The organism is Streptosporangium brasiliense (assembly GCF_030811595.1).
Taxonomy (GTDB): Bacteria; Actinomycetota; Actinomycetes; order Streptosporangiales; family Streptosporangiaceae; genus Streptosporangium; species Streptosporangium brasiliense.
Genome location: NZ_JAUSRB010000001.1, coordinates 1,843,379 through 1,858,195 on the forward strand (window position 1 = coordinate 1,843,379; position 14,817 = coordinate 1,858,195).

General features: G+C 73.7%; 14 protein-coding genes. 3 read left to right on the forward strand and 11 right to left on the reverse strand.

All coding sequences use genetic code 11. The annotated features are described in order from the left end of the window. Positions 1 to 77: 77 nt before the first annotated feature. The 5 genes from J2S55_RS08065 to J2S55_RS08085 all read right to left on the reverse strand — a co-directional run bounded on the left by J2S55_RS08065 (position 78) and on the right by J2S55_RS08085 (position 6,347). Entirely contained in the window at positions 78 to 1,151 is a 1,074-nt protein-coding gene (locus tag J2S55_RS08065; RefSeq protein WP_306858415.1) for an iron-siderophore ABC transporter substrate-binding protein, read from the reverse strand. Next, positions 1,151 to 3,187, reverse strand: a complete 2,037-nt coding sequence (locus tag J2S55_RS08070; protein ID WP_306858417.1) for an ABC transporter ATP-binding protein — start codon at positions 3,185 to 3,187, stop codon at positions 1,151 to 1,153. The genes J2S55_RS08065 and J2S55_RS08070 overlap by 1 nt, the downstream gene beginning before the upstream one ends. Positions 3,188 to 3,218: 31 nt before the next feature. Next, complete coding sequence (locus J2S55_RS08075; protein WP_306858418.1) at positions 3,219 to 4,904, reverse strand: ABC transporter ATP-binding protein; 1,686 nt, start codon at positions 4,902 to 4,904, stop codon at positions 3,219 to 3,221. A 214-nt stretch (positions 4,905 to 5,118) separates the two neighbouring features. Continuing rightward, on the reverse strand, positions 5,119 to 6,021 hold the full coding sequence (locus tag J2S55_RS08080) for a siderophore-interacting protein (protein WP_306858419.1): 903 nt from the start codon (positions 6,019 to 6,021) through the stop codon (positions 5,119 to 5,121). A gap of 194 nt (positions 6,022 to 6,215) precedes the next feature. Continuing rightward, entirely contained in the window at positions 6,216 to 6,347 is a 132-nt protein-coding gene (locus tag J2S55_RS08085; protein ID WP_306858421.1) for a hypothetical protein, read from the reverse strand. Between the two features lie 17 nt (positions 6,348 to 6,364). On the opposite strand from J2S55_RS08085, the gene J2S55_RS08090 reads away from it, so the two are divergent. Further along, on the forward strand, positions 6,365 to 6,625 hold the full coding sequence (locus J2S55_RS08090; protein WP_306858422.1) for an N-acetyltransferase: 261 nt from the start codon (positions 6,365 to 6,367) through the stop codon (positions 6,623 to 6,625). 44 nt (positions 6,626 to 6,669) lie between these two features. Here J2S55_RS08090 and J2S55_RS08095 read toward each other — a convergent pair whose 3' ends face one another. From J2S55_RS08095 to J2S55_RS08105, 3 genes are all read right to left on the reverse strand, one after another. Further along, a complete protein-coding gene (locus J2S55_RS08095) occupies positions 6,670 to 8,037 on the reverse strand; it encodes a hypothetical protein (RefSeq protein ID WP_306858424.1) in 1,368 nt (455 codons plus the stop codon). A 141-nt stretch (positions 8,038 to 8,178) separates the two neighbouring features. Next, positions 8,179 to 9,243 carry an anthranilate phosphoribosyltransferase gene (trpD, locus tag J2S55_RS08100; protein WP_306858425.1) on the reverse strand — a complete coding sequence of 355 codons (1,065 nt, stop codon included), beginning with the start codon at positions 9,241 to 9,243 and terminating at the stop codon, positions 8,179 to 8,181. Positions 9,244 to 9,439: 196 nt separating this feature from the next. Further along, positions 9,440 to 10,063: an NAD(P)-dependent oxidoreductase gene (locus J2S55_RS08105; RefSeq protein WP_306858426.1), complete on the reverse strand. Its 624-nt coding sequence runs from the start codon at positions 10,061 to 10,063 to the stop codon at positions 9,440 to 9,442. Between the two features lie 87 nt (positions 10,064 to 10,150). On the opposite strand from J2S55_RS08105, the gene J2S55_RS08110 reads away from it, so the two are divergent. Further along, on the forward strand, positions 10,151 to 10,537 hold the full coding sequence (locus J2S55_RS08110) for a winged helix-turn-helix transcriptional regulator (protein WP_306858427.1): 387 nt from the start codon (positions 10,151 to 10,153) through the stop codon (positions 10,535 to 10,537). Here J2S55_RS08110 and J2S55_RS08115 read toward each other — a convergent pair. The 3 genes from J2S55_RS08115 to J2S55_RS08125 all read right to left on the reverse strand — a co-directional run bounded on the left by J2S55_RS08115 (position 10,525) and on the right by J2S55_RS08125 (position 12,991). Beyond that, positions 10,525 to 11,274 (reverse strand): ABC transporter ATP-binding protein, encoded by a 750-nt coding sequence (locus J2S55_RS08115; protein ID WP_306858429.1) that lies wholly within the window; start codon positions 11,272 to 11,274, stop codon positions 10,525 to 10,527. The two genes, J2S55_RS08110 and J2S55_RS08115, sit on opposite strands and share 13 nt — an antisense overlap. Positions 11,275 to 11,278: 4 nt before the next feature. Next, on the reverse strand, positions 11,279 to 12,067 hold the full coding sequence (locus tag J2S55_RS08120; RefSeq protein ID WP_306858430.1) for an ABC transporter permease: 789 nt from the start codon (positions 12,065 to 12,067) through the stop codon (positions 11,279 to 11,281). Between the two features lie 150 nt (positions 12,068 to 12,217). Further along, positions 12,218 to 12,991, reverse strand: a complete 774-nt coding sequence (locus J2S55_RS08125; protein WP_306858432.1) for an ABC transporter permease — start codon at positions 12,989 to 12,991, stop codon at positions 12,218 to 12,220. Between the two features lie 229 nt (positions 12,992 to 13,220). On the opposite strand from J2S55_RS08125, the gene J2S55_RS08130 reads away from it, so the two are divergent. Continuing rightward, positions 13,221 to 14,759, forward strand: a complete 1,539-nt coding sequence (locus J2S55_RS08130) for an alpha/beta hydrolase (RefSeq protein ID WP_306858433.1) — start codon at positions 13,221 to 13,223, stop codon at positions 14,757 to 14,759. Positions 14,760 to 14,817: the final 58 nt, after the last annotated feature.

Genomic DNA, 14,817 nt, shown 5'->3' on the forward strand with positions numbered 1-14,817 from the left:
CCGCACACCGCGCACGTGAAAGGGGGGGCCGGGCCGCGGAATCCGCGGCCCGGCCCCCTCTCACGCCGTGCCCCCGCTCAGGAGGCCGGCTGCTCCACCTGCGTCGCGGTGTCGCCGTCGACGGCCGCCGCGAGCTGCGGGACGAGCCGGTCCAGGACGTACGGCAGGCTCAGCACCGTGACGAAGGAGAAGGCCTTGCCGTAGTCGGTGCTCTCACCGATGAAGACCTCGCGGCTCTGCCTGGCCACCTTCAGATCCTTGTAGACGTTGTCCTTGTGGAGCGCGGCCGGGTCCTTGGCGACGTCGGGCACGGTCCACACGATCGCGTCCTGGTCGAGCAGGTCGCTGCGCTCCTTGCTGATGCCGGCGCCGAACTTGTCGCCGATGACCTTGTCGAGATCGGCCGGCAGCGTGAAGCCGAGCGAGGTGAGGGTGCGCGAGCGCGAGTCCTGGCTGCCGAAGACGAAGAACCCCTCGTACGGCGTGGCCACCACGACGCCGGCCCCCGCGAACTCCGGATGCTCCTTCTTCGCGGCCGTGAACCGGGCCTCGACGTCCTCGACGAGCTTGCCGCTCTCGGCCTCCTTGCCCAGCGCCCTGCCGATGGTCCGGGTCTGCTCCTGCCAGGGCACGCCGTAGTCGTTGTACGCCTTCGGCTGGGCCACGACCGGGGCGAACTTCGACAGGGTCTCGTACTGCTCCTTGGTGAGACCCGAGTACAGGGCGATGATCAGGTCCGGCGCGAGCGCGGCGATCTTCTCCACCTGCGGGCCGGTACCGGTGTCGGTCAGCATGGTCGGCGCGGCGGCGCCGCCCAGCCTGCCGGTGGCCCAGGGGCCGATGGCGCCGGCGTAGCCGCCGAGCCAGTCGGTGGTGCCGACCGGGACCTTGCCGAGGGCCAGCACGGCGTCCTGGTCGGTCAGGCCGACCGTGACGATCCGCTTGGGCTCCGAGGCGACGGTGGTGCTGCCGAACTTGTGCTCGATCGTCACCGGGAAGGCGCCGCCCTTCGGCGCGGTGGCGGCGGGATCGGCGGCGGCGGAGCTCGGGCCGGGGGCGGGGCCGGAGCCGCACGCGGCGACGGCGCCGAGCAGCAGCAGTGCGGAGGCGAGCGCCGCGGCGAGCCGGGCGCCCCTCGGGGAGTGAGACATCAGCGGTCCTTCATGTCCGTCGGTTCATCTCTGTCAGGGGTGGATCCGTCGTGCGCGGCGGGGCGGTGGCCGGCGGTGACACGGATGTCCGACCATGCCTCCCAGAGCGCGGCGTACCGCCCGCCGGCGGCGCGCAGCTCGTCGTGCCCGCCGCTCTCCACGATCCGGCCGCCGTCCATGACGACGACGCGGTCGGCGGTCGCGGCCTGGGTGAGGCGGTGGGCGACGACCAGGGCGGTGCGGCCCTCGACGGCCCGCTCCGTGGCCCTCTCCAGGGTCCGGGCCCCGGCGCTGCCGGCCTCGGCCGTCGCCTCGTCGAGCACGGCGATCGGCAGGTCCGCCAGGACCAGCCGGGCGAGGGCGAGCTGCTGGACCTGCGCGGCGGTGAGGCGGTGGCCGCCTTCCCCCACGACCGTCCGCAGGCCCTCGGGCAGCGCCTCGGCCCAGGCCAGCGCGTCCACGCGGACGAGTGCCGCGCGCAGGTCGTCGTCGGTGGCGCCGGGCCGGGCCAGCCGCAGGTCGTCGGCGAGCGGCCCGGCGAAGACGTGCACCTCCTGGGTGACCAGGGCCACCGCGGGGCCGCCGCCGGGCCGCCCGGCGGCCAGCCGTACGGAGCCGGCGGTCGGGCGGTGGATGCCGGCGATGAGCTTGGCGAGCGTGGTCTTGCCGGCGCCGCTGGCGCCGACCAGGGCGACGCGCTCGCCGGGCCGGAGGGTGAGGTCCACATCGTGCAGCACGGGCCGCCCGGTTCCGTACGCGTGCCCCAGGCCGCGCACCGCCACCGCCCAGCCCGGCGGGGCGCCGCGCTCCTCCCGGGACCGCCCGCTCGGCGTCCCCGGCTCCTCCCGCTCCTCCCGGGGGTGCCCGCCGGGTGTCTCCGGCTCCTCCCGCTCCGGCCGGTCGGCGACCCCGACCAGCCTGGCCAGGCTCGCGCCGGCGGACTGGGCGTCGTCGAGCAGCACGAGAGCGGAGTTGACCGGCCCGAACAGGCTGTGGAAGTAGAGTGCCGCCGCCGTCGCGGTGCCGATGGAGGCGGAACCGCCGCGCACCATGAGGAACCCGACCACCAGGACCGCCGCCAGCCCGGTGTACTCGGCCAGGTGCAGGCGGCTGTAGAACCGCAGCACCAGCCGTACTCCGCGCATCGTCAGCTCCACCGCCGACCAGGACCGCCGGGCGACCCGCTCGGTGTGCTCGGCCTCCAGCCGGAACGCCCGTACGGTGGCGGCGCCGCCGATGGCGTCCAGCAACTGCTGCTGCCGGGCTCCGGTGGCGATGCGCTGCCGGGCGTAGAGCGGCACGGCGTTGCGCACGTACCAGCGCGCGGTGTGCGCCTGGACCGGCACCGCGAGCAGGGCCGCGAGCAGGAACCGCCAGTCGAGCACGGCCAGCGCCCCCAGGGTCAGCACGATGGCCAGCAGCGAACGGGCCAGCTCGGGCAGGGCGGTCCGGATCGCCTCCGACACCTGCGAGACGTCACCGGTGACCCGGGCGGTGAGGTCGCCCGAGCCGGCCCGCTCCACCTGCTCCAGGGGCAGCCGCAGCGCCCGGTCGACGAACCGCTCGCGGAGTTCCGCGAGCGCGGTCTCTCCCAGCCGCGAGATGAGCGACAGCCCGAGCGCGGTGGCGGCTCCCTGCGTGAGCGCGACGAGCACCAGGAGCGCCGCCGGCCACGTGAGCGCCCCGGCCGGCCGCCGGTCGGCGACCAGATCCACGATGTGCCCCAGCAGCGGCTGGGTGAGCAGCCCGACGGCGGTCGCCGCGACCATCACGGCGAACCCGCCGAGCGCCAGCCCACGGTGCGGGCGCAGGAGCCCGCGGACGGCGGCGCGGGTCCGGGCCGGGGACGCGGTGGGCAGCAGTTCCCGGCCCCCCTCCGGCCCCCGCCCCGGGTCCGCCTGCCCCGGGTCCGCCCGCTCCGGGTCCGGTTGCCGCGCGTCCGTGCGCCGGTCGGGCGCCGGCCGCGGGCCGGGCGCCGTCTGTGGTGTGCCGGTCCCGGCCGGCTCCGGCATCCGGTGCTCCTCCGCCGCGGTCATCGTCCCTGCCTTCCTGTGCCGGGTCCGCCGGTCATGCCAGCACCGCCGTCCGGTAGGCGGCGTGGCGCCGCACCAGGTCGGCGTGCGGGGCCGTGTCGACGACCCGGCCGCCGTCGAGCAGCGCCACCCGGTCGGCGACCGCGAGCAGCGCGGGGCTGGTGGTGACCAGGATCGTCGTACGGCCCCGGCGGATCTCGCGGATGCCGGTGGCGACACGGCTCTCGGTGACCGCGTCGACCGCGGTGGTCGGGTCGTGGACGACCAGCACAGGCCGGTCGGCGGCCAGGGCGCGGGCGAGGGCGACACGCTGGCGCTGCCCGCCGGACAGCGAGCGCCCGCGCTCGCTCACCGCCGTGTCGAGGCCCTCCGGCAGCGTCCGGGCGACCTCGTCGGCCCCGGCGGCCGCCATCGCCCGCTCCGGATCGGCCGATCCGGGCGCGGCGGTGACGTTCTCGCGCAGGGTGCCCTCGAACAGGTCCGCGTCATGCTCGGCGACCAGCACCGCCATGCGGATGTCGGCCGGGTCCAGGTCGCGCATCGGCACGCCGTCCAGCTCGACCACCCCGGCGTCGGGGTCGGCCTGCCGGCTCAGGCAGCGCAGCAGGGCCGTCGCGTCCGCCGGATCGGTCGCGGCCACGCCGATCAGCTCGCCGGGGGCGACGTCCAGGTCGACCTCTCGCAGCCCGCCGTGGCTGACGCCGCGCAGCCGCACCTGGCCCCGTACGGGCTGCCGCAGCCGCCCGCCGCCGGCCGTGACGGCCGGTGGCGTGGCCAGGACGCCGGCGATGCGCGCCGCCGACGCCCGGCCCTGGGCGAACTCGGCGTTCACCCAGGAGAACGTCTCCAGCGGCCCGAGCAGGAACAGCGCGAGCCCGACCGCCGACACGAGCTGGCCCAGGCTGATGTCGCCCTGGGCGGCGAGCCGCCCGCCGACCAGCGCCACGACGGCGATGAACCCCCCGGTCAGGGCGAGCACCATGCCGCTCTGCAGGGACTGCGCCCGGGCCGCCCGCAGGGTGGCCGCAAGCGAGCGGCGGCTGGTGCGCCGGTAGCGGGCGACCGCCGCGGACTCCGCGCCGATGCCCTTGAGCACCCGCAACCCGGCCACCAGGTCGGCGGCGACGCCCGAGGCGTGTGCGGCCCGTTCCTGCTCGGCCTCGCTGCGATGCTCCAGCGGCTTGCTCAGCAGGTGACCGAGCCACAGCAGCACCGGTGTCCCCAGCAGCACCGTCAGGCCGAGGGGCACCGAGGTCCGCAGCAGCACCACGGTGCCCACCAGCAGCCCCGCGGACGCCGATATCCCGAACATCAGCGCCATGTTCACGGCGCCGACCCGTTTGGCGTCCTCGGTCGCGATGGTGGTCAAGGCGCCGGGCAGCCGGCCGTTCTCGGCCCCGCCGCCGGGGTCCAGCACGCGCCGTACGAGCTCGACGCGTAGCGTGTGACCGGCCTGCTCGGCGGCCCGTTCCCCGGCGCGGGCGCCGAAGCGGAAGCTGAACGACAGTCCCACGTAGACCACGGCCAGGATCGCGAGCCAGCGCAGCAGCGCGCCCGCGTCGTCCCTGGCGACGGCCTGGTCGATCACGACGCCGATCAGGACCGGGACCAGCGCCTCCCCGGCCTGGTGCCCGGCCCCAAGGAGGGAGCCGAGCGCGACGTCCCGCCGCTGCCCCTTGACCGCGCGCCTCAGCACGTCCCGCCCCGACGGACCCGTCATGCCCACCCGCACCCCTCTGGAACAGCCGACCATGAAACTTAGGTAAGGCTAGCCTATGTTTATGGTCACGGACCAGCCTCCGCCGAGGCCGCGTCGCGGGTCCGCGTGCCGCCGTCGGGGCGCCGCCGGCCTGCCGGGCACGTCGCGACATCCGGGAGCCGCCGCGCCGCCCGCCGTTCCGGAGGACCTCGCCCGGACCGGCCCCGGGGTGCGGTCAGTGCTGCTCGGAGCGGCCCATCCGCCAGTAACCCATGAACGCCACCGACTGCCGGTCCAGCCCGCGCTCGGCGACCAGATGGCGGCGGAGCGTCCTGATGACGGCCGCCTCGCCGGCCAGCCACGCGTACATCCGCTGCGGCGCCGGCGTCTCCTCCTCCGGCACCTCCCACAGCTCCTCCACGTCGACGTCCACGTCCGTGAACTGCCGGGGAGAGGGCAGCGAGGGCAGCAGCCGGCCGGCGGCGGCCCGTACGGCGGGCACCAGCCGGCTGCCGTGGCCGGAGCCGTCGCGCGGCAGCCAGGTGACGGTCAGCCCACTCGGCGCGTCGACGTCCATGACGTCGGCCCCGTGCGGCACCTCCAGCAGCGCCTCGCCCGCGCGGTGGCGGGGGATGCGCTCCAGGATCGCGGTGATCGCCGGCACGGCGGTCTCGTCGCCGGCCAGCAGCACGGGGCCGTCCCCGGCGGGCAGGCGGAACTCCAGCCCGCCGTGCTCGCCGTCGTGCCGGGCGTCGGGGCCGAACAGCGCGGCCTCGTCGCCGGGCCGTACGTCGCGGGCCCAGCGGGCGACGGGGCCGGAGTCGTCGTGCAGCTCGTGGACGACGACGTCGACGTCGACCTCGCGCAGATCGGGCCGGACCGCCCTGGCGGTGTAGGTGCGCACGGGGTTGCGCGACTCGTCGGGGAGCTCGCGCCAGCGGGTGTACCAGTCGGAGCCGGTCGGCAGCGGGGTAAGTCCGAGGCCGGGCAGCGGCAGGATGAGCTTGATGCGCTGATCCAGCCCGTTGTCGGCGAAAAGGTGGAGGTCGTCCCCGGTGAAGGTCACGCGCAGGAAGGATGGGCTGAGCCGGGCCAGCCTGCTCACCCGTACATGGAAGATGCGGAAGGGGTCGATCATCGTTCGGCTCTCCCTGTGACTGCGGTCACCCGCCGGAGGCAAAGATAAAGTTAGGCTAACCTACCTTCCGTCTTGTGGTCATCTATGAATTTCACCCGATATCGCCATGGCTGAGACGCGCCGGGCCACGGCGGCGGCGGGCGCTACGCGGGACCTGCCGTAGCGGGGCCCGCCGCGGCGCGGGGTGGAGGCGTTCATCCGCCCTGCTGAGACGCGCGCCGGGCGATCAGCGCCTCGATGCCGTCGAGCAGGAGGTCGAGGCCGGACCGGAAGTCGGCGTCCTCCGTCCAGCCCTCGGACCGCTTCAGCGGCCCGGAGCGCATCATGGCCGACAGGACGGGGTGTGTCCGGGGGCGAGCACCTCGCCGTAGCCGGCGGCCCCCGTGATCCCGGCGCCGCCGGCGAGCTGATGAACCGATGGTTCGATCGGCTCGGACGGGCCGGATCCCCCGGGTGCCACCTGCAGACCTTGGTCGAGAACACCCGTGCGGTGCGGTTCTTCGAACGCATGGGCTTCACCGGCCATGGCCCGACCCCGCTGGTCCCCGGCCTCAGGCACGGTGGCGAGCGGCTTCACCGGCGGACGATGGTCTGGAGTCCATGACCGGTGATGCGGCCCGCCACCGGAGCGATCGCCGGCCGGACCCGCTAGAGCTGCCCGTAGCGGACGCGCATGCCGTCCACGAGGGTCTTGAGCGCGGCGGGGGTCGGCAGCCAGGGATCGGCCAGTGACTGCGTCGCCTGACTGACGAGCTGGTCGGCGAGGTTGGTCATGGGCGTCGCCGCGTTCGTCACGTCCGCGGCCCACAGGTAGGCCGCGTGCGCCGCGGGCAGGGCCGCCCCGGCCGACAGCACCTGCACGGTGTTCTGCCCGCGGCCCCAGCCCACCAGCTGGTGCAGGTCGGCCAGGACCTCCTCCATCACCGCGAGATCGTACGCGGTGACGGAGGGGAGCACCGGCGGGACGTCGACCCGAGTGGTGGCGCGGCCGCCGGTCCCGTGGTGCAGGGTCATCGAGGTCTGCTGCGACTCCAGCATGAGCTGCCGGAGCAGCAGCTCGGTCGGCGCGGCACCCAGCCACACGTAGGAGTTCTGGTAGCGCTGCACGTATCCCATGTTCTGCCACACCCACAACGACCGGGCCCAGCCCCGGGTGAGCCGCTCCTGCGCCTCCGCCACCGCCTGGCGCACCTTGGCCTCCTGCGGAAGCGTCAGGGCCGGGCCGGCCGGCGGGCCGAGCACGGCGAGCGGCGCGGGCACGGGCAGGTTCAGGCCCGCGTGGCGCCTGGCCACCTCGGCGTAGTGGTCGGCGTTGGTGCTCATGGTCCCCCAGTCGGCCGTCGCGAAGCCCGGCACGCCGAAGTAGACGTGATCCGTGATCTCCGCGCGGGCGACGTGGAAGGACTCGTGCATCAGGGTGCGGACCCGATCGTTGGTACGGGCGTCCGCGAACGCGTCGGGAACGGTCATCGACCTGGGCGAGGACGTCGCGCCGGCACCCTGGATGGCCAGGTCGCCGCGGCGGTCCAGCAGGATCAGCCGGTTGTCGTGGAGCCTCTGCAGCCCTTCGGCGGCTTCGGTGAACACCTTCCTGATCTCCGGCACCCTGGTGTTGTCCGGCAGGCCGAAGACGGCGATGATGTGCCCGTCGGCGTTGCCGGCCGCGACCTGGGTGTGAACGGTGACCACCTCGTCCACCATGGTCTTCAGCACCGTCTGGCCGTTGCCGTTCGGCGGTTGGTTCTGCCGGGCTCCCGCCTGCATGACGTACGGGGTCTTGTCCTCGAAGACCGCGATCAGCTTCTCCAGCGTGTCGTCGGCCGCCGTGGTCGTGTAGTCCAGCGGGGCCGCGGTCCGGGCGTAGTTGTCCACGCCGGTGCTGCCCAGCGCGACCCGTAGCGCGCCCAGGTCCGCTGCCCGGACCCGGCCGTAGGCCCGCCGTACCATCCGGTGCAGCGTCGTGCGGAGTGGCGGCTGGGGGAGATGGGGGTGGGTGAACGGCTCCTGCTGGGTCACACCGCTTAATGGCAGCATGGGTTCCCTTCCGTGTCCGGCGCGCTCCCTTGCGACAGATGTCGCATACACCAGATGTGACGCATACAGTACGGAGCGCGTTTACCGCTCGGGAGCCCCTTCCGAGGATGCGCCCGCGGCCGGTCATGGTCCGTCAGCGCCGCCGGCCAGGGACGAGGCGAGCTTCAGCCAGTTGTCGAGGGTGGCGATGGCGTTGCCGCTGTCGACGGCGTGGCGCGCTTCCTGCAGACCGGTCGCGAAGGCGTCGCGGAGACCTCCGCCGAGATCGCGGTGGGCGGCGAGGGCTCCGGCCGCGTTGGCGAGGACGGCGTCGCGGGCGGCGCCCGGCTCGCCGGCCAGGACCCGGTGGACGACCGAGGCGTTGTAGGCGGCGTCACCGCCGCGGAGCGCGTCCGGCGCGCTGCGCGCGAGTCCGAAGTCGGCGGTGTCCAGCGTCTCCTGCCGGACGCCGCCGTTGCCGGCGATCCAGACGTCGGTGGGCGCGGCGGTGGTGATCTCGTCGAGGCCGTCCGCCCCGCGCACGACCAGGGCGCTGACGCCCCGTTCGGCGAGCACACCCGCCAGGACCGGGGCGAGGGCGGGGTTGGAGCAGCCGACGAGGGCGGCGCGGGGACCGGCGGGATTGGTCAGCGGCGCCAGGTAGTTGATGGCGGTGGGGACGCCGAGCGCCTTGCGCACCGGGAGGGCGTGACGCAGGCCGTGGTGGAAGCGCGGGGCGAAGGTGAAGCCGATGCCGACCTCGTGCAGGCACCGGGCGATGCCGTCGGGCGTGAGATCGAGCGGCAGGCCCAGGGCTTCGAGGACGTCGGCGGAACCGGCCTTGCTGGACACCGATCGGCCGCCGTTCTTGACGACCGGGGCGCCGGCGGCGGCGACGACGATCGCCGCCATGGTGCTCACGTTCACGGTGTGGGCGCCGTCGCCGCCGGTACCGACGATGTCGACGACGTCCGCGCCGTCGACCGGGAGGGGCACGACCCGTTCCATGAGGGCGTCGAGCATTCCGCGGAGCTCCGCGGTGCTCTCACCCTTGGCCCGCAGGGCGACCAGGAACCCGGCGAGCTGGACGGGGCCGGCCGCGTCGTCCATGACCTGCCGCATGGCCCATCGGGTGTCGTCCGCGTCGAGGTCGTGCCCGCGCAGGAGCGCCGCGAGCAGGTGTGGCCAGGAGCGGACGGGCTCAGTCACGGGGATCCTCTCGATGCGACCGCGGCGGGCCGGGCGGTGTCTCCGAGCGTGGCGACCGGCATGCGCCGGCTCACCAGCACTGTACCGACCGCACGCGCCGGAGCCCGCGCCCGGCCGCATGCGCATCGAGGCGCCGTCCTTCGATCCGGCGGGTGCCGTCCTGGCGACGCGCGAGGGGCGTGGCGCGGCCGCCGCGCTAGCGGGCGACGGTGATCCGGCGCCTGACGGCCTGGCTGTTCTCCAGTTCGTCGACCAGGGCGACGGCGTAGTCCTCGGCGGAGATGAAGCTGTCGCCCCGGTCGTCGACGAGCACCTGGTCACCGCCCAGCCGGAACTTCCCGGTGCGCTCGCCGGGCTCGATGACGATGGCCGGGGAGATGTAGGTCCAGTCCAGGTCCCCGGCCTCGGCCCGGAGCAGCTCCAGCGCCTGGGCCAGGGCCAGGGCCTCGTTCCGGTAGATCTCGGGGAAGTCCGGGCTGTCGACGAGCCGCGCGCCCGGCGCCACCTCCAGGCTGCCCGCGCCGCCGACCATCACCAGGCGGCGCACGCCCGCCTCGCGGAGCCCTCCGAGCAGGCCGCGGACGGCCGCCAGCAGCGGGCCGGAAGGCTCGGAGCCGTCCCGCGGCGGGGCGATGGCCGACACGACCGCGTCGTGACCGGCGGCGAGCCGGGCCATCGCGGCCGGGTCCGAGGCGTCGGCGACCGCCGTCCCCGCCGTGCCGCTGCGGGTGACGCCGGTGACCTCGTGGCCTCGGGCGCGAGCCTCCGCGGCGACCCGGCTCCCGATCATGCCACTGGCGCCGATCAGCAGAATTCTCATCTTCGACCTCCTGAAACGTGCTGTCGGCTTGACCGTATCCATTGGATACTGGTTACTTCAAAGTGCTATTGATATACATTGGAAACCATGCTGAACGGAGACTCCTTCGACCCGTCCTGCCCCACCCGGGTGGTGCTCGACCGCATCGGCGACAAGTGGTCGGTGCTGGTGGTGCTGAGCCTGCACGAGGGGCCGCGCCGGTTCACCGAGCTGCGCGACACGATCGGCGGCGTCACGCCGAAGGTCCTGACGCAGACGCTGCGGGCGATGGAGCGCGACGGCCTGCTGACCCGGAGGGTCTTCGCCGAGGTCCCGCCCCGGGTGGAATACACACTGACCGAGCTCGGCCAGTCGCTCCAGGAGCCGCTGCGGGCCGTCACCGACTGGGCCGAGCGCAACGTCAACGCGGTGATGTCGGCCCGTGACCTGCACGACGTCCGGGCGGCGGGCGGTCCGGCCGGTCAGCCGGTGTAGAGGCGGGCGACCACGTCCTCGATGGAGTCCTCCTCGGGGGCGGTGGCGCGCAGGTCGTCGAGGGTGCCGTCGAAGGTCAGACGGCCGTGGTCGATGAGCATCACGCGGCGGCAGAGCTTCTCGATGTCGCCCAGGTCGTGGGTGGTGAGCAGGACCGTGGTGCCGTGGTCGGCGTTGAGGCGGCGCAGGAACTCGCGCATGGCGGCCTTGCTGACCACGTCGAGGCCGATCGTGGGCTCGTCGAGCACCAGCACGGCGGGGGAGTGGAGGAGGGCGGCGGTGATGTCGCCCCGCATGCGCTGGCCGAGGCTGAGCTGGCGGACCGGCGTGTCGACGAACTCGGCGAGGCCGAGCAGGCCGGTCAGCTCGTCCAGCCTGCGGCGGAAGTCAACTCGATCTACTTTGTAAAGGTGGCGGATCAACTCGAAGCTGTCCTTCAGCGGCAGGTCCCACCAGAGTGTCGTCCGCTGGCCGAAGACCACACCGATCTTGCGGGCGAGAGCCGTACGGCGGCGCGCCGGGTCGAGTCCGGCCACCTGGATGCGGCCGGAGGTGGGGGCGAGGATGCCGGTGAGCATCTTGATGGTGGTGGACTTGCCCGCGCCGTTGGGGCCGAGATAGCCGACGAACTCCCCGGCCTCGACGGTGAAGGACAGATCCTGTACGGCGTGCACGGTCGTGCGCGTGCGGCGGCGGCCCACGGTGAACGAGCGGCCGACCCGGTCGACTTCGATCATGTGATCAACTCCCCGTTGAGCGGTAGCGGCGGATGCCCGCCCGCCAGGCGAGCGCGGCGGCGGCGGCGAGCACCAGGGCCGCCAGGGGCGCGGCGAAGCGCAGGCCGGGCGGCAGGCCGAAGGGGTCCTGCCGGTCCAGCACGAACAGTCCGGGCTGCCAGTTGACGAACGCCAGCGGTATGACGAAGGTGACGCCCCTGACGAGCTCCTCGCCGTAGACGCTCAGCGGATACTGGGTGAGCGTGCTGCCGCCGTAGGTGAAGGCGTTGGCCACCTCGGGAGCGTCGGTCAGCAGGAACTGCAGCGCGCCGCCGAGGGCGAAGATCGAGGCGAAGATGACCACCCCGCACACGATCATCACCGGGATCATCCACGCCCTGCTCCAGGGGATGTCGAGCCGGGACAGGGCGATGCCGAGCGCGACCAGGGCCTGGGCGATCCTGCCGAAGCGGTGCACGCTGAAGCGGTCGACGGCTATCTGGACGAACGGGCTGGCCGGACGGATCAGCATGGTGTCGAAGGTGCCGGCCCTGATGTGCTGGCTGAGCCGGTCGACGTTGCCGAAGAGCATGTCGCTCAGCGCGAACGACAGGCCCGCGGTCCCGTACAGGAGCATCACCTCGGCCAGGCCGAAGCCGGCCAGCGTCCCGGTGTGCTCGAAGATCACCCAGATCGCCAGGACGTCCAGCGCGTTGACGGCGAACGAGCCGGCCACCATCATGATCAGCGGTCCAGGGTACTGAGCCGAGGCCCTCAGCCAGGTCCAGGCCAGCAGCAGATAGGTCCTGACCATCAGGCGCTCCCTCCTGTCCCGTCTCCCGCGGCGGTCATGCCTGTGCGACATCCTGCGGTGGTCACGCCTGTCCGGTGTCCCGCGGTGGTCACGCCTGTCCGGTGTCCCGCGGTGGTCACGCCTGTCCGGTGTCCCGCGGTGGTCACGTCGTCACCCACCCTGGATCACGACCTTGTGCCGGGCGGCCCGGGTGACCAGGGCGCCCAGGGCCAGCAGCGCCACCGCCCAGGCGGCCTGGAACGCCAGGGCCTCCAGGACGTCCCGCTTGCCGAGGTAGACGTCGGCGGGGACCTGGACCATCGCCGACCAGGGCAGCGCGCCGGCCAGGGTGCCGAGCCAGCCGGGGAACAGGTTCAGCGGCAGGACCATGCCGCTGAAGAAGAAGGTCATCACCAGCGACAGCGACTGGGGGCCCCGGTCGTCGACGATCCAGCAGGTGGACAGCGCCATCAGATAGCGCCAGCCGAAGCTGACGACCACCCCGAGCGTGCAGGAGAAGGCGAAGAACAGCCAGGTCGCCGGGTCGGCCGGGGTGACGAGCCCGAACAGCGCGGCCCCGACGACGGTGGGCGGCAGGCTGCGCAGCAGGAACAGGTGGGCCGCCCGGCCGAGGTCGTCGGCGAGGCTCCACATCTGCAGGGACGCCGGCCGGATGAGGTCGACGGCGATGTCGCCGGTGCGGACCCGCCCGGCGATCTCCAGCCCGCCGCCGAAGACCTGCATGGGGCCGATGAACGCCTGGCTGAGGAAGCAGAACGTGACGGCGTCGGCGACGTCGTATCCGGCGAGTCCCGGACGGGCCTCCCAGAGGGCGATGAGGACGTAGGCCCGGAGGATCCCGAACACGGTGTTGGTGAAGGCTCCGGCGAAGGCGGCGGCGCGGTAGGCGGAGTGGCGGCGGAAGCCGTATCCGGCGATGCGCACATAGAGCAGGAAGGCGGCCTCCTCATGGGCGTCAGGGCAACCCTCCTATCTTCCTCGGCGCCCTCGACGGCGGCAACGTATTTACCGGTGGCGGGCGGTCCGGCCTGGGGCCGCGGACTGCGGGCGGCGGGGGCGCGGTCCGGGTCGGCATGTGGCCGTGATCGACACGATACGGTTACCGCTGGAATAGAAGGATATTCTGCGGGAATCCTCCTTGTCGGAGGCCCGCATGCGCGATGAGATCGACGTGGACGTCTGCCCCGGCTACCCCGTGAGCTGGCAGGCCGCAGCCCTCAACACGGTCCTGCGCGGCACGCTCAAACCGATCTCCGGCCTGCTGCTGAGAACCGACGCCGGCTTCGTGGCGGCCTCCCGCCTCGTCGCGCTGGCGGGCAGGGTGCCGCTCCCCCTGCCCGCCCACGTGAGCGTGGTGCAGGAGGAGATCGGGCCGTGCTCCGGCGAGTGGATCCGCGCCGGACGGCTGCCCGGCGGCGGCCCCGAGTCCGGCGGGAGCGGCCGGTCCGGGGCCGACGGGGGCGGAGCCCCCTGGCTCGACGGGAGCGGCGCCCCAGGGGCCGGCTCCCGCGACGGCGCCGGGCAGCGGAGCGGGGCTGACGGGAGGAACGGGCAGCGGAGCGGCTCCGGCGGAGGGCACGGGCTGGGGGACGGCTCCGGCGGGGGCGCCAGGAAGCGGAGCGGGGCTGACGGGAGGAGCGGGACTGACGGAAGGAGCGGGACTGACGGGGACCTGAGGGAGGGGCTCGACGAGAGCAGGGTGGTGCTGTACTTCCACGGCGGCGGCTACTTCCTCTGCTCCCCGGCCACGCACCGGCCGATCACCTGGCGTCTGTCGGCCGCCGCCCGGTGCCCGGTGCTGGCCGTCGACTACCGTCAGGGCCCGGTCCACACGCCGGCCGAGTCGCTCGAAGACGCGACAGCGGCCTACCTGTGCCTGCTGGAGTGGGGCTACGACCCGGCGCAGGTCCTGTTCGCCGGTGACTCCGCCGGCGGCCACCTCACCCTGGCCACGCTGCTGGCCCTGCGTGACAGGGGGCTGCCGCTGCCCTCGGCCGCGGTCTGCCTGTCGCCGTGGGCCGACCTCACCGACGTGCCCCGCCGGGTCAACCGCCTGCTCGACCCGATGATCCCGGCGGGCCGGGTCGGCTGGCTCGCCCGCCGCTGGACCGCCCGCCTCGACCCTCGCGACCCCTTGGTCTCCCCGGTCTTCGGCGACTACACCGGCCTGCCGCCGCTGATGATCGTCACCGGCTCCACCGAGGTCCTCCGCGACGAGGGGCGCCGGGTAGCCGAGCGGGCCCGCGCGCACGGGGTCCCGGTCACCTACGAGGAGTGGCGCCGCATGCCCCACGTCTTCGCCATCCTCGCCGACCTCGTCCCCGAGGCCCGCCAGGTCTTCCGGCACATCGCCCGCTTCCTCACCGCCGTTCAGAACCTCCCGGTTCAGGACCTCCCGGTTCAGGACCTCGCCGGACCCGATCTCGCCGTTCAGGTCGCCGCCGTTCAGAACCTCCCGGTTCAGAACCTCCCGGTTCAGAACCTCCCGGTTCAGGACCTCCCGGTTCAGGACCTCACCGGACCCGATCTCGCCGTTCAGGTCGCCGCCGTTCAGGACCTCCCGGTTCAGAACCTCCCGATTCAGGCCCCCGCCGGACCCGATCTCGCCGTTCAGGACCTTCCCCCGCGCTCCGGCCCCGCCGCCGACCGCGACACGTCCGTGCGGCCCGAGTCCGGCTCCGCCGCGGCCTGACGGGCGTGCCCCACCCCGGTCACGCCGTCACAGCGGGCCTCAGCACGCATCCGGGACA

Bases quoted from the DNA above. Each gene is read 5' to 3' on its own strand.
- J2S55_RS08065 (WP_306858415.1), bottom strand. From the start codon at position 1,151: ATGTCTCACTCCCCGAGGGGCGCCCGGCTCGCCGCGGCGCTCGCCTCC.
- J2S55_RS08070 (WP_306858417.1), bottom strand. From the start codon at position 3,187: ATGACCGCGGCGGAGGAGCACCGGATGCCGGAGCCGGCCGGGACCGGC.
- J2S55_RS08075 (WP_306858418.1), bottom strand. From the start codon at position 4,904: ATGACGGGTCCGTCGGGGCGGGACGTGCTGAGGCGCGCGGTCAAGGGG.
- J2S55_RS08080 (WP_306858419.1), bottom strand. From the start codon at position 6,021: ATGATCGACCCCTTCCGCATCTTCCATGTACGGGTGAGCAGGCTGGCC.
- J2S55_RS08085 (WP_306858421.1), bottom strand. From the start codon at position 6,347: ATGATGCGCTCCGGGCCGCTGAAGCGGTCCGAGGGCTGGACGGAGGAC.
- J2S55_RS08105 (WP_306858426.1), bottom strand. From the start codon at position 10,063: ATGAGAATTCTGCTGATCGGCGCCAGTGGCATGATCGGGAGCCGGGTC.
- J2S55_RS08110 (WP_306858427.1), top strand. From the start codon at position 10,151: ATGCTGAACGGAGACTCCTTCGACCCGTCCTGCCCCACCCGGGTGGTG.
- J2S55_RS08115 (WP_306858429.1), bottom strand. From the start codon at position 11,274: ATGATCGAAGTCGACCGGGTCGGCCGCTCGTTCACCGTGGGCCGCCGC.
- J2S55_RS08120 (WP_306858430.1), bottom strand. From the start codon at position 12,067: ATGGTCAGGACCTATCTGCTGCTGGCCTGGACCTGGCTGAGGGCCTCG.
- J2S55_RS08130 (WP_306858433.1), top strand. From the start codon at position 13,221: ATGCGCGATGAGATCGACGTGGACGTCTGCCCCGGCTACCCCGTGAGC.